The organism is Streptomyces sp. NPDC030798, from assembly GCF_055572275.1.
In genome coordinates, this window is sequence record NZ_JBVIDR010000023.1 from 24,187 (window position 1) to 48,603 (window position 24,417).

A 24,417-nucleotide genomic window follows, 5' to 3' on the forward strand; every position below is an offset into this window, starting at 1 on the left:
GAGCCGATTGTCAGACCCCGCCCGTAGAGTCGGAGACGGCTGATCCGGCACCGGGACGGGAGGTGGCAGAACGTATGAGCGGTGGCACGGCCGTGGTGGCCGAGCGCGGGGGAGGGGCCGCGGCGACCGGGGACCCGGTCCCGGTGCGCCTCGCGTCCGTCTACCTGCCCGCGGCCCTCCCGCGCGAGGGCCGCATCGCCTTCTGGGACCCCGAGGGCGGCCCGCTGCCCGCCGACGGCGGCACCGACGAGCTGACGGTCGTACGACGCCACGGCACGAGCGTGCGCCGCCGCCAGGTGCCCGCCCTGAGCCTGCCGCTCGCCGAGGCCCTGCCGCTGCTGGTCCGGGCCCGCCGCGACCCGGCCGCCCACCCGGCCACGGCCTGCTGGGGCGCCGCCGCCCTGCACGCGCTGCGCCTGGTCGCGCGCGGCCGTCTGCTGCCCGGCCTGACCCCGAGCGGCCACGACGCCTGGCGCGCCGGCCCGCTGGAACCCGACGACATCGCCCACCTGCGCGCGGTCGCCGCCGCCCTCCCCCCGGAGGGCCACGCGGTGCCGCTCGCGGACCCCGGCCCGCTGCGGCTGCCGGAGCCTGAGGCACTGGTCCGCTCCTTCGTCGACGCCGTCGCCGACACCCTGCCCCGCACCCCCGCCGCCCCGCACACCTCCGGCCGCCCCTTCGCCGCCCGCGAGCCCCAGACACTGCCCGACGCCCACGAGTGGGCGGCCGAGGTCGCCGCCGGCATGGACGCGGGCGTACGCATCTCACTGCGCCTGGACCTGTCGGCGTACGAGGTGTTCGACGCTGCCACCGACGGCGCCCGTGCCGCCGGAGCGGCGATCGTGCAGGTGCACAGCCTCGCCGACCCCACCCTGGTGGCCGACGCGGCATCGCTGTGGGCGGGTGACGCCGGCGCGGCCTTCGGGCCCCGCGCGCGTGTGGACGCCGCCCTCGCCGTGCGGCGCGCGGCCCGGGTCTGGCCGCCGCTGGACCGGCTCACCGAGCAGGAGACCCCCGACGTCCTCGCCCTCTCCGAGGACGAGGTGGGCGAGCTGCTCGGAGTGGCGGCCTCGCGGCTCGCCGCCGCCGGGGTCGCGGTGCACTGGCCCCGGGACCTCGCCCGCGACCTCACCGCCGCCGCGGTCGTACGGCCCGCTCCCGGCTCGGCGACCGACGGCACCGGGTTCTTCGAGAGCGAGGACCTGCTCCAGTTCCGCTGGCAGCTCGCGCTCGGCGGGGAACCGCTCAGCGAGGCCGAGATGGACGAGCTCGCCGAGGCCCACCGCCCGGTCGTACGGCTCCGGGACCGCTGGGTGCTGGTCGACCCCGCGCTGGTCCGCAAGGCACGTCGGCGCGAACTCGGCCTGCTCGACCCGGTCGACGCGCTGTCCGCCGCGCTCAGCGGCACCGCGGAGGTCGACGGCGAGACCGTCGAGGCCGTGCCCGTCGGCGCCCTGGCCGCCCTCCGCGACCGCCTCACGGCCGGCCTGCGCCCCGCCGACCCGCCCGCCGGCCTCGACGCCACGCTCCGCGACTACCAGCTGCGGGGCCTGGCCTGGCTCGACCTCATGACCTCCCTCGGCCTCGGCGGCTGCCTCGCCGACGACATGGGCCTGGGCAAGACGATCACCCTCATCGCCCTGCACCTGAAGCGGGCCCGCACCGAACCGACCCTCGTGGTCTGCCCCGCCTCCCTGCTGGGCAACTGGCAGCGGGAGATCACCCGGTTCGCACCCGGCGTCCCCGTCCGCCGCTTCCACGGCCAGGGCCGCACCCTGGACGGCCTCGACGGCGGCTTCGTCCTCACCACGTACGGGACGATGCGCTCGACGGCCCCCCAACTCGCCGAGCAGGCCTGGGGCATGGTCGTCGCCGACGAGGCACAGCACGTGAAGAACCCCTACTCCGCCACCGCCAAGGCGCTGCGCACCATCCCCGCCCCCGCGCGCGTGGCCCTCACCGGCACCCCGGTGGAGAACAACCTCTCCGAGCTGTGGGCCCTGCTCGACTGGACGACCCCCGGACTCCTCGGCCCCCTGAAGTCCTTCCGCGCCCGGCACGCGCGCGCGGTGGAGAACGGCGAGGACGAACAGGCGGTGGAACGCCTGGCCCGGCTGGTCCGCCCCTTCCTGCTGCGCCGCAAGAAGTCCGACCCGGGCATCGTCCCCGAACTGCCGCCCAAGACCGAGACGGACCACCCGGTGCCCCTCACCCGGGAACAGGCCGCGCTGTACGAGGCGGTGGTGCGCGAGTCGATGCTCGCCATCGAGACCGCCGAGGGCATCGCCCGCCGAGGCCTGGTGCTGAAGCTGCTGGGCGCCCTGAAGCAGATCTGCGACCACCCGGCGCTGTACCTGAAGGAGGACGCCCCCGCCGATCGCCTGCCCGCCCGCTCCGGCAAGCTCGCCCTGCTGGACGAGCTGCTGGACACCGTGCTCGCCGAGGACGGCTCCGTACTCGTCTTCACGCAGTACGTCGGCATGGCCCGCCTCATCACCGCCCACCTGTCCGCCCGCGCGGTCCCCGTGGACCTCCTGCACGGCGGCACCCCGGTGCCGGAGCGCGAGCGCATGGTCGACCGCTTCCAGAGCGGCGAGACCCCGGTCCTCGTCCTGTCCCTGAAGGCCGCGGGCACCGGCCTCAACCTCACCCGCGCGGGCCACGTCGTCCACTTCGACCGCTGGTGGAACCCGGCCGTCGAGGAACAGGCAACCGACCGTGCCTACCGCATCGGCCAGACCCAGCCCGTGCAGGTCCACCGCCTGGTCACCGAGGGCACGGTCGAGGACCGCATCGCCGAGATGCTCGCCGCCAAGCGCGCCCTGGCCGACGCCATCCTCGGCTCCGGCGAGTCGGCTCTCACCGAACTGACCGACCGTGAACTGTCCGACCTGGTCTCGCTGCGGAGGCCGTCATGACGGGCACCGGACCCCGCCCCGGCGACGCCGCCCGCCGCGCCCTGCGGGCGGCCCGGGAACGGGCCGAGGAGGCACGGCACGGTGCCGGGCAGCAGACTCCCGGCGAACCCGGGCCGCCCGCCGCCGAGATGCCGCAGAGCGGAGCAGAGGCACCGGGGAGGGACGAGGAGCCCGCGTCCGAGGGCGCCGGCTCTGGTGCGCGTGCGGGTGCCGGCTCTGGTGCGGGTGCGGGTGCGAGTGCCGACGCCGGTGCCCCGACCCGGCCCGGTGACGTGGCGAGGGCCGCGCTGCGGGCGGCTGTCGCCGGACGCTCGGCGGGGGCGCCGGGCGGCGGTGGGCCGGAGGCGGGCGGTACGGGGGACGGCACGGTGAGCGGGGCGCGGGCCGAGGGCGCCCCTGCTCAAGCACGACGGGGCGAGGACGCCCCCGCGGCACAGCTCAACGGCGAGCGGCAGGACTCCAGGGCTCTAGCTACCGCGGGCGGCCGCGACGAGGCGCCCCGCGCGACGACCGACGACACGGACCCCGAGGACCCGGCCCCGGCCCCGGCCACACCCGGTGGACGCCACGGCCAGGACCAGGCCCCGGCCGCCCCGCCCACCCAGGACGCCCCCGCCCCTGACACCCGCACCCCGGACACCCCCGGTCCTGGCACTCCCACCCCCGAGGGACGCCCCGGCGATGTCGCCCGGGAGGCGCTGCGGGCGGCCCGGCGTGAAGCGCGGCGGGCGGAGACCGAGGAGCCCGGCCGTCGCCGCTCCGGTACCACCGCGCCGAAAGGCGGCCTCGTCGCACGGCGCGCCTCCGCACCGCGCCCCGCACCCGGCGGCCCCGCCCGCCCTGACGAGGCCGCCCAGGCGGCCCGTGTCCAGGCAGCGAGGGAGATGCGGACGTTCCTGTCGAACGCGTTCCGCATGCCTTCCTGGACGGACACGCCCGAGGAGGAGCAGGAGGCCGGCACGACCGGCACGGCATCCCCCGACCCCGCCGATCCCACCGCCCCCAGCACCCCCGCGCACGAACCGCCCCCGCACGAAGCGCTCCCGCACCTGCCCGCCACCATGGCCACCCCCCACCGCGACACCGACCTGCGCCGCACCTTCCCGGCGTTCCCGCCCCGTGCCGCCTCGGCCGAGGAGGCGGAGTTCGCGCAGACCTGGTGGGGCAACGCCTGGGTCGACGCGCTGGAGCAGGGCGCGCTGGACGCCAAGCGGCTGGCCCGGGGCAGGGGTTACGCGGACCAGGGACACGTGGACACGATCACCGCGACGCCCGGGCTGCTGCTGGCGTACGTGCGGGGGAGCCGCCCGCGGCCGTACCGGGTGCAGGTACGGCTGCGCACGCTGGAGGACGAGGACTGGGAGCGGTTCCTGGACGCGGCAGCCGACCGGCCGGGGCACATCGCCGCGCTGCTCGACAAGGAGTTGCCCCAGTCCCTGGCCGACTGCGGTGTGCCCCTGCTGCCCGGGCCGTGGGATCTCACCCCGCGCTGCAGCTGCCCCGACTCCGGCCACCCCTGCAAACACGCGGCCGCCCTCTGCTACCAGACGGCACGCCTGCTCGACGCCGACCCCTTCGTGCTGCTCCTGCTGCGCGGCCGGGGCGAGAAGGAGCTGCTCGACGCCCTGTCCCGCCGCAGCGCCGCCCGCGCGGCCCGCGCCGCCCAGGAGGGGGCACCCCGCTCCCTGCCCGGCGTCCGCGCCATCGACGCCCTCGCCCCGCGCCGACTCCCGCCCCTCCCGGCGCCGTTGCCCGCGCCGCCGCACCCCGAGCAGCCTCCGGTCTACCCGGCGGCGCCCGGCGGCCCGGACCCCTTCGCGCTGGACCAGCTCGCGACCGACGCCGCCGCCCGCGCCCACGCGCTGCTCACCACGGGCCGTGATCCGGTCGGTGAGCTGACCCTGTGGCAGGACGCGGTACGCCTCGCGGCGGCCCGCCCCGGCTCCGGTCTGACCGCCACCACGCGCGCGCTGTACGCCACGCTCGCCGCGGCCGTCGGCCGTACCCCGTCCGACCTGGCCCGCGCGGTCGCCGCCTGGCGGCAGGGCGGCCTCGAAGGGCTGGCCGTGCTCGAAGAGCCCTGGGACCCGCCGGCGGGCCGCTTCGACCGCGCCCGCCCGCTCCTGCTCGCCGCCGACCTGCCGGCGTTCCGCCCCTGGCGCAACCACCTCACCCACCCGCGCGGTCACGTCCAGCTGCGCTTCGGCCGCGACGGCCTGTGGTACGCCTACGAGTCCGAACCGGGCCGTGACGACTGGTGGCCCCGAGGCACCCCGGACCTCGACCCGGTGGGCGCCTTGACCGGCATCGGACCCCCGGGCGACCTCTGAGCGACGGCGGTCGCCGGAAAACCCGAGTACCGCATACGTGAAGGAGATTGTCGGACCTCCCCGTTAGGTTGGGCGCATGACGCATGCCGAAGGGAAGACCGAGCGCATCAGGCCCCAGCAGTTCCACGAGGCCGCAGGCCTGGAGGACTGGCGAGTGGTGGGCGAGGGGGCCTGCGCGTACTTCCGCACGGGGTCCTTCGCCGCCGGCGCCCGGCTCGTGCAGGCGATCGGCGAGCTGCCGGGTCTCGGGGACGACCAGCCGGACGCCGACCTGCGGCAGGAGGGCGTGATCGTACGGCTGATCACGGTCGCGGACGACTACTACGGCCTGACCGAGCGGCACGTCGAGCTGGCCCGGCAGATCTCGGCCGTGGCGCGCTCGCTGGACATCCCGGCCGAGGCGGCCGCCGTGCAGACGGTCCAGGTCACCATCGACGCCCTCGTCGGCCCGGACGTGGTGCCCTTCTGGCGCGCCCTGCTCGGCTACGAGTACCGGGCCAACAGCCCCGAGGACCTGATCGACCCGCGCCGCCGTGGAGCACCGTTCTACTTCCAGCAGATGGACGCGCCACGCCCCCGGCGCAACCGGGTGCACGTCGACGTCTGGGTGCCGTACGACCAGGCGGAGGCGCGCATAGCCGCGGCGCTCGCCGCCGGTGGCCGGCTGGTGAACGACGCCGATGCGCCGTCGAACTGGGTGCTGGCCGACCCCGAGGGCAACGAGGCATGTGTCGGCGTGGCCGGCCCTCCCGCCCCACGGACATGAGGGCGGCGGAGCACGGCCCGGTTTCCCGCGGCACGACAGCCCCGGCTCGCCGCCCGGTTCCTCGGTGCGCAGCCCTGAGCACGGGCACGGCGCGGGCGCGGTCGGGGCTCACTGCGAGGCGGTGGGGTTCTCGGCGGTGCGAGGGGTGATGTGGAAGTCGAAGGCGAGGGTGCCGGGGTCGAGGGCCGTCGCGCCGCCGTCGACGGTGAGGGCGGCTCCATTGACGTAGGACGCCGCGGGGGACAGCAGCCAGGCGATCGCCTCCGCGACTTCCCGCGGCTCACCCGGGCGGCCGACGGGCAGTACCCGGGTCGCCTCCTCGTAGCCGGCCGGCGCGCCGTCGCGCAGGCCCGTCTCCTCGGCGAACCGTGCCATGCGCCGGTCGGCCATCTCGGTCCGGACCCAACCGGGGCACACGATGTTGGCCCGCACCCCCCGACGCCCGTAGTCGACGGCGACGGAGCGGCACAACTGGAGGAGGGCCGCCTTGGAGGTGGCGTACGGCGCGTTGCTCGTGCCGTTGCGCAGGGCGGACACCGAGGCCACGGCGACCACCGCACCCCTGGACTCCAGCAGATGCGGGATCGCCGCGCGCAGCAGGAGCAGCGGTCCGGTGACGTTGGTGCGCATCACCTCGTCCCAGTCCCGCAACGACATGTCGCCGACCGCTCCGCCGCGCCCGATGCCCGCGTTCAGCACCAGCCCGTCGAGCCGCCCGTGCGCGGCCAGAGCGGCGCGGACCAGCCCCTCGGCCGCATCGGGGTCGCCCACGTCGGACGGGAACGCCAGTGCCCCGGTCTCCCGCTCGAGGCGCCGCAGCGGCTCGGCCCGCCGGCCGGAGGCGACCACCTGGTGGCCTTCCTCGCGCAGCAGCCGGGCCGTCGCCTCCCCGATTCCCGTGCCGCCTCCGGTCACGATGACAACCCGCTTGTCGCCCACAGCAGTTCAGGTCCCTTCACCGAGATCATCTGGCAGGCCCGACAGTAGAGGCACCCGCTGCGGGCGCCGACGGCTTTCGGTCAGGGACCCGTGAGCGTCCCGCGGGGACCGACGCCCCGGCGACACGGCCATCGCCGCTTTCCGGACCAGTGAGTCGCCACCGTCGTCGACGACAGCCGACCGGCGCCGCGGCCTGCCCGGCGCCCCAGGGGATGCCCGGTCCTGAACGCCGCGGTGTCCGGTTATCGCCAGTCCGCGGTAAATGCCTGGACTGAGAACGTCTCCTGGCGGGAAACTTCCGACTTCCGAACCTCCGGGAGTGTGATGGGGACCACAGATACACGAGGACCGACGCCAGGCAGGAGCGCGGTGGTTCTGGCACTGCGTCGCTACGGCCGGGAACTGCTGCGACTACGACGGCTGGCCCTGCCCGCGCTGCTGCTGCCGGCCGTGGGCAACATCGGTACCCGCTACGTCGCCCCTCTGGTGATCGCCAAACTGGCTGGACAGGCTGCCGACCGGGGCGGCCTCACCCTCGCCTCGGCGCTGCCGTACGTGCTGGGCTTCGGCGTGACGCTGCTGCTCGCGGAGGCCGTGTGGCGGGTCGGGCAGCACTGCCTGAACCGCGTCGACGCCCTCGGCATGGAACACCTCTACGTGAGCGGCATGGACGAACTCCTGGCCAAGGACGCGGCGTTCTTCCACGACAACTTCGCCGGCTCCCTGACCAAACGGGTGCTGAGCTTCGGTAAGCGCTTCGAGGACTTCGTCGACACGGTGACGTACCGGATCGTGGGCAGTCTCGTCCCCCTGGTGTTCGGAGCCGTGGTGCTGTGGAGCTACGAACCGATGCTCGTTGCCGGCCTCTTGGCGATGATCGCGCTGACCGTGGTGGCCGCGACGCCTCTGATCCGTCGTCGGCAGAGGCTCGTCAACGACCGTGAGGCGGCGCTCGCCCGGGTCTCCGGCCACGTCGCCGACAGTCTCATGAACATGGAGACCATCCGGGCGTTCGCGGCGGAACGGCGGGAGGCCGACGAACACCGCAGCCGTGTCGCCGACTCCCGGCGCCTGACGCTGAGGTCGTGGGACTACGGCAATCTGCGCGTCGACACCCTGGTCGCTCCCATGTCCGTGCTCACCAACGTGCTGGGTCTGTTCGTCGCCATCGCCTTCGGTGGCTCGGGCCAGGGAGTCGAGGAGATCGTCGTCAGTTTCACCTACTACTCCAACGCCACACAGATCATGTTCGAGTTCAACCAGATCTACCGGCGTCTGGAAAGCTCGATGACCGAGGCCGCGCAGTTCACGGAGCTGCTGCTGGATCCGCCCACCGTGCTCGACCCGGCGCATCCCGAACCGCTCGCACCGCAGGACACGGGCATCCGGTTCGAGGCGGTGACCTTCGCCCACACGGGTGCGAAGCCGATCTTCCACGGACTCGACCTGGACGTGCCCGCAGGCGCACGGATCGGTCTGGTCGGCAGGTCCGGCGGCGGCAAGACCACGCTCACCCGGCTCCTGCTGCGGATGTCGGACATTCGCGACGGGCGCATCCTGATCGGTGGTCAGGACATCAGCCGGCTGCGCCAGACCGACCTGCGCTCACTGATCGCCTACGTCCCGCAGGAACCCGCCATGTTCCACCGCAGCCTGCGGGACAACATCGCCTTCGCCCGGCCCGGCGCCACCGACGAGGAGATCCGCGCCGCGGCCGCGGCCGCGCACGTCACGGAGTTCGCCGACCAGCTCCCCGACGGCTTCGCCACCCTGGTGGGGGAGCGGGGAGTGAAACTCTCGGGCGGTCAGCGTCAGCGTGTCGCCCTGGCCAGGGCGATCCTGCGCGACGCCCCGGTCCTGCTGCTCGACGAGGCGACCAGCGCCCTGGACTCGGAGAGTGAAATCCTCGTCCAGGACGCCCTGTGGCGGCTGATGGACGGACGTACGGCCCTCGTGGTCGCCCACCGGCTCAGCACCGTCGCCGGCATGGACCGGCTCGTCGTCCTGGACCGCGGAAGCGTCGTCGAGCAGGGCACCCATGAGGAGCTGCTCGCGGCGGACGGTGCCTACGCCAGGCTGTGGCAGCACCAGTCCGGCGGCTTCCTCGGCGAGAGCACCGAGTCGGACGCCCGTACGAGCATCGGGTCCATGTGATCGAGTCGGTCCCAGCACATCCTCGGCCCCCGGCACAGCGCTCGGCCCCCGTTCCTCGCCCGCCACCCTCGCGGTGGCGTACCGCCGACGTGCCGTGGGCGGCGACGGCCACCATCATGGAGGGGTGGGGGCCGCCGGTATCGGTGCTCAGCCGGTACTCCGAGCAGGGAGGAAGGCTCATGGAGCTCTTCCCGCCGATTCCGCTCGCTGAATGGCGGGACTGCAAGGAGACACTGCATCGGTTTGCGCAGGTCGTCGGCAAGATTCGGCTCGCCGCCAGCGTACGGCGCAACCATTGGTGGAATGTGCCCTTCCACCTCACCGCGTGCGGCATCACCACGCGGCCGATGCGGTGGGCCGACGGTGATGCGTTCACCATCGACCTGGACTTCGTCCGCCACCGGCTGGTGGCCGCTTCGCTGGACGGCACCGAGGTGTCCTTTCCGCTCCACGGCCGGTCCGTGGCGTCCTTCCACCGTGCGACCCTGGACGCTCTGGCCCTGCTGGGTGTCCGGGTGGACATCCCCGTCCCCCACCCCTTCGACCTGCCGGACGCGTCCCGGCCCTTCGCCGAGGACACCGAACACGCGGCCTACGATCCCGAACACGTCAACCGCTACTGGCGAGTCCTCAGCCAAGTGGCGCTCGTGCTCGAGGAGTTCTCGGCTGAATTCTCCGGGAAGGCCAGCCCCGTGCACCACTTCTGGCACACCTTCGACCTTGCCTACACCAGGTTCTCCGGACGGCATGCCGAGCAGCCGGCGGAGGCCGACTCGGTCACCCGCGAGGCGTACTCCCGTGAGGTGATCAGCTTCGGCTTCTGGTTCGGGGACGACACGTTTCCCGAGCCCGCGTTCTACTCCTACACCGCCCCGGAACCCCCCGGGCTGACGGACGAGCCGCTCGCACCGGGAACGGCCCGGTGGGTGGCGCGCAACGGCAGTCATCTGGCCGTGCTCCGCTACGACGACGCCCGCGCGGCGGCAGACCCGCGCGCCACCGTGCTGTCCTTCTACGACAGTGCCTACCGGGCCGGAGCCAGGCGTGCCGACTGGGACGTGGCCAGGCTGGCCTGCCCCGGCGGAGTGACGGACCAGCACCTGGCGACTCCTCCCGCCTGATCCCGGCCAGGGCGCCCGCCCCGGCCGGCCGGCGGGTGCGCGTCGCCGCGGCGTGCGAGGCATCGGGCGGGGATCGTGGTGCCATGAAGGAACAGCGGTGTGACGTGTGGGCGGTGGGGCCGGCGTACGAGCGCTACATGGGTCGGTGGAGCCGGCTCGTCGCGGAGGAGTTCACGGCCTGGCTCCACTGCGAGGACACGCTGCGGTGGGTGGACGTGGGATGCGGTACGGGTGTGCTGTCGGCCGCGGTGACGGCCGGGTGCCGGCCTCGATCGGTGGTGGGGATCGACCGGTCCGAGGGGTTCGTGGCCTCGGCCCGAACCACGGCTCCGGCCTCCGCGTACTTCGTCGTGGCGGACGCGCTGTCGCTTCCCCTGCGCGACGACGCGTGTGACGCGGCGGTCAGTGGCCTTGCCCTGAACTTTCTTCCCGCACCCACCACGGCGGTGGCGGACATGGCGCGGGTGGTCCGGCCCGGCGGCCTGGTTGCGGCCTATGTGTGGGACTACGCCGACGGCATGGGGTTCCTTCGGAGCTTCTGGGACGCCGCCATCGAGGTGGATCCGTCCGCGGCCGCACTGGACGAGGGCCGCCGGTTCCCCGTATGCCGCCCGGAGCGGTTGCGCGCGGTGTGGAGGGACGCGGGGCTGGCCGGTGTGTCCACCGCTTCGATCGAGGTGGCCACCGTCTTCGCCGACTTCGCCGACCTGTGGGACCCCTTCCTCGCGGGGCAGGGCCCCGCACCGGGCTACGTAGCCGCCCTCACGCCGGCCGACCGGGCGCGAGTGCGTGAGGCGCTCAGCGAGGCCGTCCCCAGGAAACCGGACGGTTCCATCCCGCTCACGGCCCGGGCCTGGGTGGTGAGCGGCCGCAAGGCGGCGTCCGGGAGGAGGGGCGGCCGGCAGGACCGACCCTGATGGGTCATCGACCGCTGCACTCCCGACGACGCCTCGGGCCAGGCCGGACACGGAGGCGCTGCTGGTGTACTAGTAGCTGTCGAAGCTGGGCTCGCCGTTCGGGCGGTAGACGCCGACGACGGTGCCGCCCTTCGTCGTCGCGACGCCGACCGGCTCCAGCGCCGTGGGGATCGCTCCGTCGGCGAACAGCCGCTTGCCGGTACCGATGATCACCGGGTGGATGGTCAGCCGGTACTCGTCGACGAGTCCGTGCCGCATGAGCGTCTGGGCGAGGTCGCCGCTGCCGACGACGTTGATGTCGCCGCCGTCCGACGCCTTCAGCTCGCGTACGGCATCGACGACGTCGCCCTCCAACAGCGTGGAGTTCTGCCACTCCACGGATGTGAGGGTCCGGGACGCCACGTACTTGTGCATGCTGTTCATCCGATCGGTGAACGGGTTCTCGGGATCGGCGGTCGGCCAGTACGACGCGAAGATCTCGTACGTCTTGCGGCCCAGCAGCATCGCGTCGGAGTGCTCGTACCAACCGGCGATGGCCGCGCCGACCTCGTCGTCGGCCACCGGCTTCTGCCAGCCGCCGTACTCGAAGCCGCTCTCGGCATCCTCGTCCGGCCCGCCCGGCGCCTGCATGACGCCGTCCAGCGTCAGGAACGTGCAAACGATGATCTTGCGCATGGTGCGCTCCCTTCGTCGACGGGTAGACCGCACGACTCCCAAAAACTCATCGGCCAGGAGCAGGGAGAGTCGCGGGGGCGACGCGGTGAGCGCTGTCCGGCAGGGAACAGGGGGCGATTTTTGCCCCCGCAGAGCCTGCCGTTCGTCCGGCCTTCACTTGGTGCCGGTCCGGGGCTCCTAGGGTTGCTGCGCCGCTCCCCAGGTACGCCCGTCACATCGATCGCCGTGTGGGCCGCGACCGGCTACGCCGCTCAGGCCGCCGGAGAGACCAGGGCCGTGCTGCCCCTCTACATCGGCGCGGGCCTCGGTCTGTCGCCCTCGGTTTCGGTCTCCTCGACTCTACGCACTCCCCGGTGACTACGGCCAGGACCTGTGGACCGCCCCCGCCGACGGCACGGGCAGGGCCCGCCGGCTGATGACATCGGCCCTCGCCCCCGCCTACCTGGGGTGACCGGCCGCGCTCGCCCCACGAGGCGTCCAGCCGGAGGAAGAGGCGGCCCCGGTCGATGAGATGATGACCCGTGACAACAGGCGACGGCGGTCCGAGGAAGCCGGTGTGATTCCGGCGCGGTCCCGCCACTGTGACCGGTGAGCGAGTTCCGGCAGGCCACCGCCCCGACCGGGTGGGAAGGCGGGGCGAGCGGCGACCCGGGAGCCAGGAGACTCACGCGGTCGCCTCCTCGACGCATACCGGGGCGGATCTCCCCGGGAGGGGAGTGGCGCGGTGGCCGGGACACCGTCGGAAGAGACTTCAGGCCAGGCCGCGGAGGTGGCCGGACCGGCGCCGTGCCGGGTCGTCGTATGCCGGGACTGCTGCTGCGGGAGTCCCAAGGTGACCGGAGTGGATCACGCCGCACAGACCGCTCGACTGCGGGCGGAGGTACCGGTGCGCATTTCCGCATGCCTCGACGTGTGCGACCAGGCCAACGTCATCGTCGTACAGCCTTCTGCCGCAGGCCGGGCCGCCGGTGCACGGCCGGTGTGGCTCGGACTCGTCAACGACCCGGACGCGACCGAGGACATCGTCGCCTGGGTCCGGGCCGGTGGCCCGGGAGCTGCTCCGCTGCCCGACATCCTCGACCTGTACGTCTTCGATCCACCGCGGCGCACAACGGATTCCTGAGGCTTGCGCGCCGTAAAGAGCCGCCGGCTCCGCATCGAGGGGCTCATGAGGCCCGTTCCGCCACGCCCGGTGCGAGAGGAAGATCACGCCGGGCTGAGGCGGTCTTGGCCGTGCTCGTCTCACGCGGTACGGTCTGTCCGATATTGACGACGGCGAGACGGAAGCCGGTGGAAATCCGGCACGGTCGCGCCACTGTATGCCTGACACCGCAGGGTGTCCGGTGAGTCAGACCCGTGGCCGTCGTCCTGTGCACCACCGAAATGGGACGCGAACTCCCGGAGGAGGTTCTGCCATGGCGCAGACCGTCGCCCAGCCGACAGCCACCACTCCCGCCATCCCCGCCAAGCTGCCGCTGAAGGCGATAGCTCCCTGGGCGGTCTTCTTCGGCATCCTGATGCTGGTCCTGCTGTACTTCGTCGGCGCAGAGCAGGGCGCCACCTCCGTGTTCAACGGCACGGGCGTCCACGAGTGGGTGCACGACGCCCGCCACCTGCTCGGCTTCCCCTGCCACTGACGCGAGGGGACAGCGCACCCTCATGAATTCCGCAACGGTAAGAAACCTCCTCGTGCGGGGCATGCTCGCCGGCCTCGCCGCCGGCGTGCTGGCGCTCGTCGTCGCCTACCTCCTCGGTGAGCCGAGCGTCGGCAAGGCGATCGCCTTCGAGGACGCGCACTCCCACGAGCACGAGATGGAAGTGGTCTCCCGCTCCCTGCAGTCCACCGCCGGCCTCGCCACCGGCGTTCTCGTCTACGGGGTCGCCTTCGGGGGCATCGCCGCGCTCGCGTACTCCTTCGCGCTCGGCCGCGTCGGCCGCTTCGGCCCGCGGGCGACCGCGCTGCTGCTGTCCGGTTGCGCGCTCGTCGCCGTGTACGTCGTGCCGTTCCTGAAGTACCCGGCCAACCCGCCGTCCGTCGGCGATCCCGACACCATCAGCAAGCGGACGACGCTCTACTTCCTGATGATGCTCCTCAGCGTCCTCCTCGCGGTCGGCGCCACCATCCTGGGCAAGCGCCTGGCACCCGGCCTGGGCACATGGTGGGCGACGGTAATCGCGGTGGCGGCCTTCGCCGTAGTCATCGGCCTGGCCTACGAGTTCCTGCCCGTCGTCAACGAGGTGCCGAAGGACTTCCCGGCCACCTTGCTGTGGCGGTTCCGGCTCTCGGCCCTGGCGATCCAGCTGAGTCTGTGGACAGGTTTCGGCCTGCTCTTCGGTGAACTGGCGGAACGCCTGCTGAACCCCAAGCCGGCGACAGCCGCGAGCAGCCGCGCGGTTCCGGCCGCGCACTGATTCCTTTCCGGATGCCAGAGGGCCCTTCGGAACCGTCCGGGGGCCCTCTGGCGTTCCCTGGGCACCGAGCCGAGGAGCGGACAGGGTCCTAGTCGACGTCAGGCACCGCCAAGGGGCGTCCCAGCCGCAGATTCCAGCGCCCGGCCCGTCCACTCAGTTCGGTCACCGTCAGCGGCGGAACATCGAGGCGCCAGAAGGCACCGGCGGGCATCCCCAGCGCTGCTGCGACCGCCGCACGCACCACCTCCGGCTCGACGACCGCGAGCGTACGACCCTCGACAGCTCGGGCCTCCTCCAGCCACTGCTCGACCCTCTCGCACAGCGCCTGTACCGACTCACCCCCGTGGGGTGCGTTGCCCGGGTCGGTGAGCCAGCGGGTCACGGCTTCCGGCTCGGCAGCCCCCACCGCGTCCAGTGTGCGGCCTCTCCAGCGGCCCACATCCAGCCCGCCCAGCTCCGGCGACTCCACGCCCTCGAGACCGAGGGCGGCCGCCGTCTCCCGGCAGCGCGCACTGGGGGAGACGAGCACACGCGCGGGTGCGGGCAGCGACCCGGCGGCCCCACGGGCGCGGGCCGCACCGATGTCGTCGATCGAGTCGCCGTCGTAGAAGCGGGCCTGGCGCAGTGATGGGCACATGGCGGGCGAGACGAAGGTGACGCGGCTGGTCACGTGGCTGCTCCTGGTGTCGGGGGCGCGGGGGCGTGGGTCCCCACCGCGGTGATGCACGTGCTGAGCGAGATCGGCGGCCCACCGTGCGTGGAGGCACGGCCTGCCGGCACGGCGGCTCCCGCCCGCTCATCATGCAGGACGCCGTGGAGCGCGACCGTCGGCGTTCTGCCCGGCGGAGCCGACCCGCCGCACGAAGGTACTTTCCGGTGCGGAATACTCTCTCCTGATGGGTTCACGCACTTCGCCGATCAGCCGGCCGATCACGATCCGGAGGGCCGTCGCCCGGGACGCCAAACGGCTCACGCGTCTCGTGCGTGGCTCAGGCGCCTATCAGGGCAAGTACGCATCCGCAGTCGCGGGCTACCGAGTCGGTCCGGATTACATCGAGGCCCACCGCGCCTTTGTGGCCGTCGGCGACGACGAGCAGGGAGGCCGGGTCCTCGGGTTCTACTCGCTCGTCCTCGCTCCGCCGGAGCTCGACCTGTTGTTCGTCGCCGACGAAGCGCAAGGACGGGGTATCGGACTCCTGCTCGTCGCGCACATGCAGTCCGAGGCCCGTGCCGCCGGGCTCGACCGTGTCAAGGTCGTGTCGCATCTTCCCGCCGAGGACTTCTACCGCCGCGCCGGTGCCGTGCGGATCGGGACCGCGTTCGCGAACCCGCCCGCCGTACCGTGGGACCGCCCCGAACTCGAGTTTCGCATTCCTTCGGAATGACACCGCCTGCCGGTCGGCGGGGCACCGGCTTCGCCCGCATCCGCAGGGTGGCCGCCATGCAGGAAGCGGGCGGCGGTGTCGACTCCCGTTCCGACCTGGACGCCGGTACGGCCCCGACCGGGGCCGGGGCCGTACCGACGGGCTGTGGCTCAGGCGTCGATGATGACGGGGATGATGAGGGGCTTGCGGCGGTGGGTGCGGAACGCCCAGTTCGCCACGGCGCGGGCGATCAGTTGCTCGAGTTGGCGTGCGTCGCCGACGCCTTCCTCGGCCGCGGTGGCCAGGGTCTTCTCGATGACGGGAACGACCGGCTCGAACGTGGTGTCGTCGTGGACGAAGCCCCGCGCCAGGAAGTCGGGAGCCTCGGCGAGGGCGCCGGTGTCCGCGTCGACGATCGCCACCACCGTGACCACGCCTTCGGCGGCGAGGGTGAGGCGGTCCTTGAGGGACGCTTCGGTGGCGCCGCCGACTTCCATGCCGTCCACGTAGACGTTGCCGGCGGGGACCTTGCCGGTGATGGACGCGCGCCCGTCGACCAGGTCGACGACGACGCCGTCCTCGGCGATGACGACCCGGTCGGGGTCGACACCGGTACGGATGGCGAGGTCGGCGTTGGCCCGCAGATGGCGCCATTCGCCGTGCACGGGCATGACGTTGCGGGGTTTGACGATGTTGTAGCAGTAGACGAGTTCGCCGGCGCTGGCGTGCCCGGAGACGTGCACCTTGGCGTTGCCCTTGTGGACCACGTGGGCGCCCCACCGGGTGAGTCCGTTGATCACCCGGTAGATGGCGTTCTCGTTGCCGGGGATGAGGGAACTGGCGAGCAGGACGGTGTCGCCCTTGCCGATACGGATCACGTGGTCGCGGTTGGCCATCCGTGACAGCGCAGCCATCGGTTCGCCCTGGGAGCCGGTGCACACCAGCGTGATCTTGTGGTCGGGGAGCTTCTCCAGCTCCTTGGTGCTCACGACCAGACCGGAGGGGACCTTCAGATAGCCCAGGTCACGGGCGATGCCCATGTTGCGGACCATCGACCGGCCGACGAAGGCGACCTTGCGGCCGTGCTGGTGGGCGGCGTCCAGGACCTGCTGGATGCGGTGCACGTGGCTGGCGAAGCTGGAGACGATGACCCGGCGCGGCGCGGTGCGCATCACCTGCTCGATCGCCGGGTTCAGCTCACGCTCGGAGGTGGTGAAGCCGGGGACTTCGGCGTTGGTGGAGTCGGTGAGGAACAGGTCCACGCCCTCCTCGCCGAGGCGGGCGAAAGCGCGCAGATCGGTGATGCGGTCGTCGAGAGGGAACTGGTCCATCTTGAAGTCGCCGGTGTGCAGCACCATCCCGGCCCGGGTGCGGATCGCGACCGCGAGGCTGTCGGGGATGGAGTGGTTGACCGCCACGAACTCGCAGTCGAAGGGCCCGAAGCCGCGCCGGTCGCCCTCCCGCACCCGTACCGTACGCGGCCGGATGCCGTGTTCCTTGAGCTTGGCCTCCAGGAATGCCAGCGTCAGCTTGGAACCGACGACGGGAATGTCGGACCGCTCGCGCAGCAGGTACGGCACGCCACCGATGTGGTCCTCGTGCCCGTGGGTGAGGACCACCGCCACGATGTCGTCGAGCCGGTCCCGGATCGAGGTGAAGTCCGGCAGGATCACGTCCACGCCGGGCTGGGTCTCCTCGGGGAACAGCACCCCGCAGTCGACGATGAGCAGCTTGCCCGCGTGCTCGAAGACGGTCATGTTGCGGCCGATCTCACCCAGGCCGCCCAGGGCGATGACCCGCAGCCCTCCTTCGGGAAGGGGTGGTGCGGCTTTCAGTTCCGGGTGTGGATGACTCATACCCTGACGGTACCCGGAGAGCCGGCCAGGGTGATCCATTGCCTGTGTGATGGCCCGATGGCCGCCGCCGGAGTCGCCGGGCAGATCCGCGTCCCGCTCGTCGGCAAGGACTCCCGAGGCTACGACACCTCGGGGCCGCAGTCCGCCCTCCCGCTCTCCTGGCATGATGCCGTCCGCCTTCCTGCGAGCCCCAGCGACAGGGGGGACCGCGCACCGTCTCGGTCCGCCGGAACGCTGGCCGACCGGGGACGCCTTCCCCCGAGTGACCCGAGCCGACGGCAGCGGTACGGCACGGAGCGGATGTGGCTTGCGGACGGGTACTCGCCCACCGGGACGCGCTTTAGACTGCGACCGCTCCGAAATCTGACGATCTTTTGGAGGGTGTGCAGGATGAACCGAGCTCTCATGACCGCATGGGCGGCAGCGGCGCTGGTCGTGTCCGGGGGCAGCACCACCGCCTCCGCTTCCGATGCCCCGCCGCGCACCACGCACGGTCCCTGCCAGTACACCCAGACACCGAACGAGCCCGCGGCGCGACCGGTTCCCCTGCCGCCCGACCCGCGGCACACCCCCAGTCACGGCACGGTCGACATGGCTGTCCCGACCAGCCAGGGCCCGCTCCCGCTGCGTCTGGACCGAGCGAAGGCGCCGTGCACGGTCCAGAGCTTCGTGCACCTGGCGCGGCACGGGTTCTACGACCGTACGGTGTGCCATCGACTGACGGCGTATCCGACGCTGAAGGTCCTGCAGTGTGGCGACCCGACCGGAACTGGCGAGGGCGGGCCGGGGTACGAGTACAAGGACGAGCTGCCGGTGGACCTGCCGCCGGCACCGAGCGATCCGACCGGAGCCCGTCGCCTTTACGGGCGCGGTTTGCTGGCGATGGCCAACGCCGGACCGAACACGAACGGTTCGCAGTTCTTCGTCGTCTACGGCGACTCCGCGCTGCGCCCGAACTACACGGTGTTCGGCACGGTCGGTGCCGCCGGCCTCAAGACGCTCGACAAGATCGCTGCCGGCGGAATCGAGCCAACTCCCCAGGACCCGGCGCCCGTCGACGGCACGCCCGTGCTGCGGACCGAGCTGCTCAGCGTCCGGCCGTCCTGCCGGCCCTGACGAGCGGTGCGGCGGTCACCGTGGGTCCAGTTACGTGCCCGGTCTCACGGTGACGACGACGGGTTCATCGCCACGCACGTGCCCAACACCGTCGACCTCATCGCCTATGGCTACGGCCGTCCGGTCTACGGTTCGGCCGGGCGGGAACCGCCCGAGCGGCGTCAGGCGTCGATCGGACGCAGCACCGCGTAGTACGCGAACGGCGGACCGTACAGCCGGGCGACCCGCAGCCCGGCTCCCTCCGCCAGGCTGATGAGCGAGGACGGCCGGATCTGATGCCGGTCGAAGAACTCGCCGACCACCAGCCGCCCGAACGGCTTCAGCACCCGGCGCAGCTCGGCCAGGGTACGCGCCGGATCCGGGATCTCGCCCAGCGCCGTCACCAGGTAAGCCGCATCGAACGAGCCGTCCACAAACGGAAGTTCATGTGCGTCGGCGCAGTTGGGCACGATGTTGTCGACGCTCTGCTCCTTGGCCCGGCGGCTCACGTGGTCGAGCATCTCCTGCTGGATGTCCAGGATGTCCAGCTGGCCGTTCGGGCCCAGCTGCGGTGCGACGTGCAGCGACTGCAGGCCGGTTCCGGGGCCTATCTCCAGGATCCTCTCGCCCTCCCGGGCCTGCAACACGTGGTCCAGACGCTTCAGAGTCAGGAATGGCAGCGGCAGGTCGAGCAGCCAGCGCTGAGAGTACGGGTACGGCGCGGAGTCGGTGAACCACCAGGTGGCGACGGCGGCGGCAGCGCCCGCGCCGATCAATGCCCGCGAATGCCTCATAATTCCTCCTCGGATGTCTGGTCGGGCCATCGAGGCATCTCTGATGGTCGATCAGTTGTGTCTGTGTGCCATCTGCTCGCGCCGGCGCCGACTTTGCCGGCAGTCGACCCGAGCAGGCCGAACGAATGGCCCGTGGACCGCCGTTGCGGCAGGCCGGGGACTTCCCGAAACGGACCGGACCGCAAGCGCCGATCACGTCACGAGTTCTTCCGCTCAGCGGCCCGGCCGAGGGAAGGTCCGGGTCGCGAGAACCGCGCAGGCCACCGCCACCGGCAACTCGACGAAGACCGCCATCAGCACCGCCAGCTCGAAGTCCGAACCCGGGGCAGCCGTCATGGTGTCGAACCAGGCGTCGACCAGCAGCAGGGCCGAGGTCGCGGCGGAGGTCAGGCAGGCCCGGCAGTCGCCGCGCCTGAGGAGCAGCCCGGTGGAGAGCAGACCGAGCGCCTCAAAGCTGTCCAGACCCGTCCACGTCCAGGCCCAGTGCGAGGCCTGGGCGGTGGCCGGCAGTCCGGTGTTCAGGAAGACCAGCCAGGGAATCATCGCCAGCCCGAGCACGGTGAGGACCGTGGCCGCCCGGCGAAGCAGCAGGGGTAACGTCGGAGCGGCCGCGGCCTTCGGAATGATCCGGGGGACACCGGAGCCCGAACCGGAGGTGCCCGCAAGGGTCCAGATGCCGGCCTTGCCGTACGGGGCGCGCAGGGGTGCGGAGGGGTGGCGCATGGTTCGTCTCCAACGTTGGTCGTCGGGGTGGGACGGTGGTGCCCGCTCAGTGGATGTGCATGCCGCCGTCGGAGGCGGCCACGGTGAGGGAGGCCGACGCGCCGTCGGAGTCCGGCAGGTCGATCTGCGGCGCGGAGCTGCTGCTGTGCGCGTTGATCGGGTAGCCGGTGTTCGAGGACACCGCGAGGCCGACCGCGCCGTCACCGGGGGGCATGGTGCACCGTCGGGCGGTGCGGCTCGAGGTATTGATCGTTCCACTCCTCGTTCTCGGGAAGGCCGGTGACCTTCACCGGTGGTGCGCGGTGGTGCTGCGGGGCGGGGCACCTGCGCCGCCCCGCACCGACTGTCTGCCCTCCAGCCAACCGCAGTTCGGCCGGCCCGGACACGTGGCCAGCCCACCGAACCGGGGTAGGGATAACCCACCTGTCAGTCCCGGCCGTTGTTGTCGGGCGCGGTGGTGATGCCGGTGGTGTCAGGGGCAGGTGGACCTCGGACCAAACGTCCGGCGGAGCACCGAGACTCTGGCCGTCGGCTTCCGCTACGACCTGGACCTGTTCACCCCGAGAGCCAACGAGCGGTTCGCCGGCCACTTCACCCGCGCCGCGCCGTCGACGCGCGCCGGCCGACCACGACTCGGCGATCTCCCAGCTCAGCCTGTCAGGCGGCGAGGCGTTCTTCCAGCTGCTGGTCTTGGGCCGGGGTGCCCCGCTGTGGCGCGAAGACCGTGCTGGTCTGCGTCTGCCTGCGGCCCGACATGGTCAACCCCGGGGTGGTAGCCGGCAGGGAGCCGGCATCCGCGGGTCGTTCGGCGGCAGCCAGGGTGAGTATCGCCAGACTCTGCGGGACATCGCCGAGGGCCGGATCGACCGGACGACGGTGGCGCGGGCGTGCTCAGTGGACCGTGATGCCGCCGCCCGTGGTCTTCACCACCACGCTGTGCGGCGCGTCCGTAGCGGTGTTCGGCAGCGAGACGCTCGGCGACCAGTGGGAGCTCTGCGCATCGACGTGGTAGGTGGCGTCGTGAGGCACCTTGAGGTCGACCCCGCCGTAGTCCGTGGTGACCTTCACGGAGGTGGGTGCCGCCGTGAAGGAAGCGCTGACCGCGCCGTCGGTGGTGATCACCTCGGCGTTCGGGGCGCTGCTGTCGGCGAGGGTCACCGCGCCGTGCGTGCTCCGCACGGTCAGCGGGCCGGACGACTGGTCCACATCGACCCCGCCCTGCCTAGTGGTCAGATCCAGGCGGCCGGTCAGGCCCTTCGCCCGGATCCCGGCGTCCCCGGTGCTCACCTGCGCGGCCAGGCCGGCCGGCACCGTGATCTGCAGGTGCTCCGAGCAGTCGTCGGAGCAGCCGGCGGTGACCGTGACGTCCGACCCGGACCGGGTGACGGAGACCTGCGGGACATGGCCCGTGTAGCTGCCGCTCATGGCCACCGTCACTCGCGAGGAATCATCCTGACGCAGTGTCACGCCCAGTCCGTCGGCCCGGACCGTCACCTCACCGGCGCCGGCCGCGTCCTGCTGCCAGTTGCCGCTGTACGGGTGGTGCGCCGGAAGCAGGGCGACCACGCCCCAACTGGCCACGGCGACGACCACGATGAGGACGGCCAGCCCTATGAGGAGGCACCCGCGGCGCTTCCACGGTGTGGTACTGATCTCAAGCTCCCAGATAGCGTAAAACGGCGAGCACGCGGCGGTGGTCTCCTGCCTCCTGCTGCAGATCGAACTTCACGAAGATGCTGCGGATGTACTTCTCCACCGCCGCCGTGCCTATCACCAGATCGGCTGCGATCCCGGCGTTGGAACGGCCCTCCGCCATGGCCGTGAGGACCTCCCGTTCGCGCGGCGTCAGGGTGGACAGCGGATCCCGCTGCCGGCTGCCGGCCAGCAACTGCTTGACCACCTCCGGGTCGAGGACCGTCTCGCCCGCGGCGACGCGGCGCAGCGCGTCCACGAACTCCTCGGCGTCCGACACCCGGTCCTTGAGCAGGTAGCCGACCCCGTTGTCATTGGTGTTGACCAGGTCTATGGCGTAGCGCTCCTCGACGTAGTGGGAGAGCACCAGAACGCCGGTCTCCGGCCAGCGGGCGCGCACCGCCAGTGCGGCGCGCAGGCCCTCGTCCAGGAAGGTGGGTGGCATTCGGACGTCCGTCACACAGGCGTCCGGCCGGTGTTCGGCCACCGCGCGCAGGAGTTGCTCCCCGTCGCCGACCGCGGCGACCACCTCGATGCCCTGTTCGCTGAGCAGCAGTTCGATGCCCTGGCGCAGCAGCGCGGAGTCCTCGGCCAGCACTACCCGCATGGCAATTGCACCTCGATCACGGTCGGTCCACCCACCGGACTGCTGAGCCGGAACCGCCCGTCCACCCCGGACACCCGGTCCGCCAGACCAGTCAGACCCGTGCCGCCCGCGAGGTCGGCTCCGCCACGCCCGTCATCGCCAACCTTAACGTCCAATCGGTCGCCCTCCCGCCGGATCTCCACCCAAGCGCGGGTCGCATGAGCATGTTTGGCCACATTGGTGAGCGCCTCGGTCACCGTGAAGTAGGCGACCGCCTCGATGGTGGAGGAGGGGCGCGGCTCCACCAGGACGTCAAGGCGCACCGGCACCGGAGCCAGCGCGGCGACGGCGGAGAGCGACGCCTCCAGGCCGCGGTCGGTCAGCACCGGCGGGTGCAGGCCACGGGCCAGGTTGCGCAACTCGGCGATGGTGCTGAGGGATTCCCGCCGGACCTCCTCGACCAGTTTGTTGGTCTCGTGGTCACCGGACTTCTTCAACCGCGAGCTGGCCCGGCCCAGGGTGATCGACATCGCTACCAGCCGTTGCTGGGCACCGTCGTGCAGGTCCCGCTCGATCCGTTTGCGCTCCGCCTCGGCGGCCTCCAACACCCGGGCACGACTTTCTGTCAGATCGATGACACGCTGCTCCAGTTCCATGCCGCGGGGCTGGGAGAGCAGCGCGACGGCCAGCGCGGTGTCCAGCGCCAGCAGAAGTTTGATGATCAGTGGCGAGAAGACCGCGCCGACCAGCAGCGCCATCGCCGCCACCAGCAGCGCCCGGGGCAGGGAGTCCACCACGAGCGGCCCGAGCTGGGCCTGTCCGCCGGGCAGTTGCCGGTAGTAGGCCGGAAGCAGCACCAGGGTCAGCGGCACGGCCCAGATCAGCGCCACCCCGACCACGGTCACCACCGCCACCGGCATCAGCAGTACGAAGTAGCCGATCAGCCGCCAGGTGCAGAGGTTGTGGACGAGCGACTGCAGCGACTTGGCCAACCGCCACGAACAGACCGGCGTCGGCAGCTCGTCGAGCTCCAGCCCGCAGGTCACGGCGAACCGGGCGCGCTCGACGGCGGCCAGCCGGAACAGCGCCCACCCCGCCGCGACCGTGAGCGGAATGCCCACCAGGCCGGCCGGCGCCAGGCAGACGGCAACGACCAGCACGACCAGCACGACCAGTCCCGCCAGCGCCACCAGACCGTCAAGTGCCAGGTGGATCGACGCCCGCAACAGCACGGGGGAGGCCAGCGCGCGCAGCGGATTGCCCGGTACCACCTCGCGGGGTGGCCGGGTGTCCGTCCGGGCTTTGCCGGTGGCACGGCCGGCGATGATCTCGGTCAACTGCTTCGAACCCGCTCTCGTGGGCAGTGCGGGCGGCGACCAGGTCACCGTCCGCGCCTCGATTCGACAAGGGGACGGTACCCAACCCGACCACCCGTCGGCAGCGAGGAAAGCCCAACAGCGGGGGTAGGGTTTACCCCCCGTCGGGCCGGTGGGTTCACGCTGTCGACCCGGCGCCGCCGGGTGCGACATCGTGGGGACATGACCGATCGACACTCGAGCGCCGCCGGCCACCCCTGCCCGGCCGGCAGGACCGACGACATTGAGCAGTTCCTCGTGCACTACGGGGACACCATCGACGACCGCGTCGCCGAGGTCGTCGAAGAGATCCTCGGCGAGCAGCTCGGGCGGTACCGGCGCGACGTTGTGCTGCCGGTCACCGTCGCGCTGGTGGCGGCCGCGGCCGTCTCGCTGGCGCTCATGTGGTGGAGCCCGTGGACAGTCCCCCTGGTGTGGGCCGCCACCTCCATCATCTGTGTGTCGCTGTCACGGACCGCCCGGATCCCGCACCGCTCGTAACGGGCCGCGGGCGTCCGGGCTGCGGCCGCCCCTCCGTGCGTACCCCCGACGCGCGGCGGGGGGGGGGGGGAAAAGGGGGGGTGTGCCCACACCCCCAACAAAAAGAACCACAAAGGGAGGAAGATGCCCCCCCCCCCCCTCCCCCCCGACCCCCCCCCCGCCCCCCTTTCCCCACCCCCCCCCCACAACCCAGGCCCTCCACCCCCCCCCCCCCCCCCC

Annotated in this window: 22 protein-coding genes and 2 riboswitches; of the genes, 12 read left to right on the forward strand and 10 right to left on the reverse strand. The window is 72.2% G+C overall.

Translation table 11 applies throughout. From position 1 onward, the window contains the following. Positions 1-74: 74 nt before the first annotated feature. From ACZ404_RS35330 to ACZ404_RS35340, 3 genes are all read left to right on the forward strand, one after another. Positions 75-2,918 carry a DEAD/DEAH box helicase gene (locus tag ACZ404_RS35330; RefSeq protein ID WP_468447218.1) on the forward strand — a complete coding sequence of 948 codons (2,844 nt, stop codon included), beginning with the start codon at positions 75-77 and terminating at the stop codon, positions 2,916-2,918. Beyond that, positions 2,915-5,248: an SWIM zinc finger family protein gene (locus ACZ404_RS35335; protein WP_468447220.1), complete on the forward strand. Its 2,334-nt coding sequence runs from the start codon at positions 2,915-2,917 to the stop codon at positions 5,246-5,248. Before ACZ404_RS35330 ends, ACZ404_RS35335 begins: the two co-directional genes overlap by 4 nt. 76 nt (positions 5,249-5,324) lie before the next feature. Next, entirely contained in the window at positions 5,325-6,014 is a 690-nt protein-coding gene (locus ACZ404_RS35340; RefSeq protein ID WP_468447221.1) for a VOC family protein, read from the forward strand. A gap of 108 nt (positions 6,015-6,122) precedes the next feature. On the opposite strand, the gene ACZ404_RS35345 is transcribed toward ACZ404_RS35340, so the two are convergent. Continuing rightward, on the reverse strand, positions 6,123-6,953 hold the full coding sequence (locus ACZ404_RS35345; protein WP_468447223.1) for an SDR family NAD(P)-dependent oxidoreductase: 831 nt from the start codon (positions 6,951-6,953) through the stop codon (positions 6,123-6,125). Positions 6,954-7,277: 324 nt separating this feature from the next. On the opposite strand from ACZ404_RS35345, the gene ACZ404_RS35350 reads away from it, so the two are divergent. From ACZ404_RS35350 to ACZ404_RS35360, 3 genes are all read left to right on the forward strand, one after another. Next, positions 7,278-9,107, forward strand: coding sequence for an ABC transporter ATP-binding protein (locus ACZ404_RS35350; RefSeq protein ID WP_468447225.1), 1,830 nt, complete (start codon positions 7,278-7,280; stop codon positions 9,105-9,107). A 179-nt stretch (positions 9,108-9,286) separates the two neighbouring features. After that, positions 9,287-10,228, forward strand: coding sequence for a DUF5996 family protein (locus ACZ404_RS35355; protein ID WP_468447227.1), 942 nt, complete (start codon positions 9,287-9,289; stop codon positions 10,226-10,228). 83 nt (positions 10,229-10,311) lie between these two features. After that, the gene (locus tag ACZ404_RS35360; protein WP_468447229.1) at positions 10,312-11,145 is read left to right on the forward strand and encodes a class I SAM-dependent methyltransferase; all 834 of its coding nucleotides are present in this window, start codon (positions 10,312-10,314) and stop codon (positions 11,143-11,145) included. A 69-nt stretch (positions 11,146-11,214) separates the two neighbouring features. Here ACZ404_RS35360 and ACZ404_RS35365 read toward each other — a convergent pair whose 3' ends face one another. After that, positions 11,215-11,820 carry a dihydrofolate reductase family protein gene (locus ACZ404_RS35365; RefSeq protein ID WP_468447231.1) on the reverse strand — a complete coding sequence of 202 codons (606 nt, stop codon included), beginning with the start codon at positions 11,818-11,820 and terminating at the stop codon, positions 11,215-11,217. 545 nt (positions 11,821-12,365) lie between these two features. Continuing rightward, positions 12,366-12,485: riboswitch (cobalamin riboswitch) on the forward strand. Between the two features lie 59 nt (positions 12,486-12,544). Between ACZ404_RS35365 and ACZ404_RS35370 the strand changes: the two genes are divergently transcribed. The 3 genes from ACZ404_RS35370 (at position 12,545) to ACZ404_RS35380 (ending at position 14,232) form a co-directional block, all read left to right on the forward strand. Beyond that, positions 12,545-12,943 carry a (2Fe-2S) ferredoxin domain-containing protein gene (locus ACZ404_RS35370; RefSeq protein ID WP_468447233.1) on the forward strand — a complete coding sequence of 133 codons (399 nt, stop codon included), beginning with the start codon at positions 12,545-12,547 and terminating at the stop codon, positions 12,941-12,943. Positions 12,944-13,055: 112 nt separating this feature from the next. After that, a riboswitch (cobalamin riboswitch) is annotated at positions 13,056-13,200 on the forward strand. A 35-nt stretch (positions 13,201-13,235) separates the two neighbouring features. After that, positions 13,236-13,457 (forward strand): CbtB domain-containing protein, encoded by a 222-nt coding sequence (locus ACZ404_RS35375; protein WP_413951663.1) that lies wholly within the window; start codon positions 13,236-13,238, stop codon positions 13,455-13,457. 22 nt (positions 13,458-13,479) lie between these two features. Further along, entirely contained in the window at positions 13,480-14,232 is a 753-nt protein-coding gene (locus tag ACZ404_RS35380; protein WP_468447235.1) for a CbtA family protein, read from the forward strand. A gap of 88 nt (positions 14,233-14,320) precedes the next feature. Here the strand turns inward: ACZ404_RS35380 and ACZ404_RS35385 are convergent, their stop codons facing one another. Beyond that, positions 14,321-14,902: a histidine phosphatase family protein gene (locus ACZ404_RS35385; protein ID WP_468447237.1), complete on the reverse strand. Its 582-nt coding sequence runs from the start codon at positions 14,900-14,902 to the stop codon at positions 14,321-14,323. A gap of 226 nt (positions 14,903-15,128) precedes the next feature. On the opposite strand from ACZ404_RS35385, the gene ACZ404_RS35390 reads away from it, so the two are divergent. Beyond that, positions 15,129-15,617 (forward strand): GNAT family N-acetyltransferase, encoded by a 489-nt coding sequence (locus ACZ404_RS35390; protein ID WP_468447239.1) that lies wholly within the window; start codon positions 15,129-15,131, stop codon positions 15,615-15,617. Positions 15,618-15,766: 149 nt separating this feature from the next. Here ACZ404_RS35390 and ACZ404_RS35395 read toward each other — a convergent pair whose 3' ends face one another. Continuing rightward, a complete protein-coding gene (locus ACZ404_RS35395) occupies positions 15,767-17,452 on the reverse strand; it encodes a ribonuclease J (RefSeq protein WP_468447241.1) in 1,686 nt (561 codons plus the stop codon). A gap of 390 nt (positions 17,453-17,842) precedes the next feature. Here ACZ404_RS35395 and ACZ404_RS35400 point away from each other — a divergent pair, with 390 nt between their 5' ends. Further along, positions 17,843-18,568 carry a peptidylprolyl isomerase gene (locus ACZ404_RS35400; protein WP_468447243.1) on the forward strand — a complete coding sequence of 242 codons (726 nt, stop codon included), beginning with the start codon at positions 17,843-17,845 and terminating at the stop codon, positions 18,566-18,568. Between the two features lie 161 nt (positions 18,569-18,729). On the opposite strand, the gene ACZ404_RS35405 is transcribed toward ACZ404_RS35400, so the two are convergent. The 6 genes from ACZ404_RS35405 to ACZ404_RS35430 all read right to left on the reverse strand — a co-directional run bounded on the left by ACZ404_RS35405 (position 18,730) and on the right by ACZ404_RS35430 (position 23,679). Next, on the reverse strand, positions 18,730-19,341 hold the full coding sequence (locus ACZ404_RS35405; RefSeq protein ID WP_468447245.1) for a class I SAM-dependent methyltransferase: 612 nt from the start codon (positions 19,339-19,341) through the stop codon (positions 18,730-18,732). 213 nt (positions 19,342-19,554) lie between these two features. Further along, positions 19,555-20,064, reverse strand: a complete 510-nt coding sequence (locus ACZ404_RS35410; RefSeq protein ID WP_468447247.1) for a hypothetical protein — start codon at positions 20,062-20,064, stop codon at positions 19,555-19,557. A gap of 46 nt (positions 20,065-20,110) precedes the next feature. Further along, positions 20,111-20,278, reverse strand: coding sequence for a hypothetical protein (locus tag ACZ404_RS35415; RefSeq protein WP_468447249.1), 168 nt, complete (start codon positions 20,276-20,278; stop codon positions 20,111-20,113). Between the two features lie 677 nt (positions 20,279-20,955). Next, the gene (locus tag ACZ404_RS35420) at positions 20,956-21,657 is read right to left on the reverse strand and encodes a DUF4097 family beta strand repeat-containing protein (RefSeq protein WP_468447251.1); all 702 of its coding nucleotides are present in this window, start codon (positions 21,655-21,657) and stop codon (positions 20,956-20,958) included. 61 nt (positions 21,658-21,718) lie between these two features. Beyond that, positions 21,719-22,363, reverse strand: a complete 645-nt coding sequence (locus ACZ404_RS35425) for a response regulator transcription factor (protein WP_033826106.1) — start codon at positions 22,361-22,363, stop codon at positions 21,719-21,721. After that, the gene (locus ACZ404_RS35430; protein WP_468447253.1) at positions 22,354-23,679 is read right to left on the reverse strand and encodes a sensor histidine kinase; all 1,326 of its coding nucleotides are present in this window, start codon (positions 23,677-23,679) and stop codon (positions 22,354-22,356) included. The genes ACZ404_RS35425 and ACZ404_RS35430 overlap by 10 nt, the downstream gene beginning before the upstream one ends. Positions 23,680-23,880: 201 nt before the next feature. Here ACZ404_RS35430 and ACZ404_RS35435 point away from each other — a divergent pair, with 201 nt between their 5' ends. Further along, positions 23,881-24,198: a hypothetical protein gene (locus ACZ404_RS35435; protein WP_468447255.1), complete on the forward strand. Its 318-nt coding sequence runs from the start codon at positions 23,881-23,883 to the stop codon at positions 24,196-24,198. Positions 24,199-24,417 lie beyond the last annotated feature (219 nt).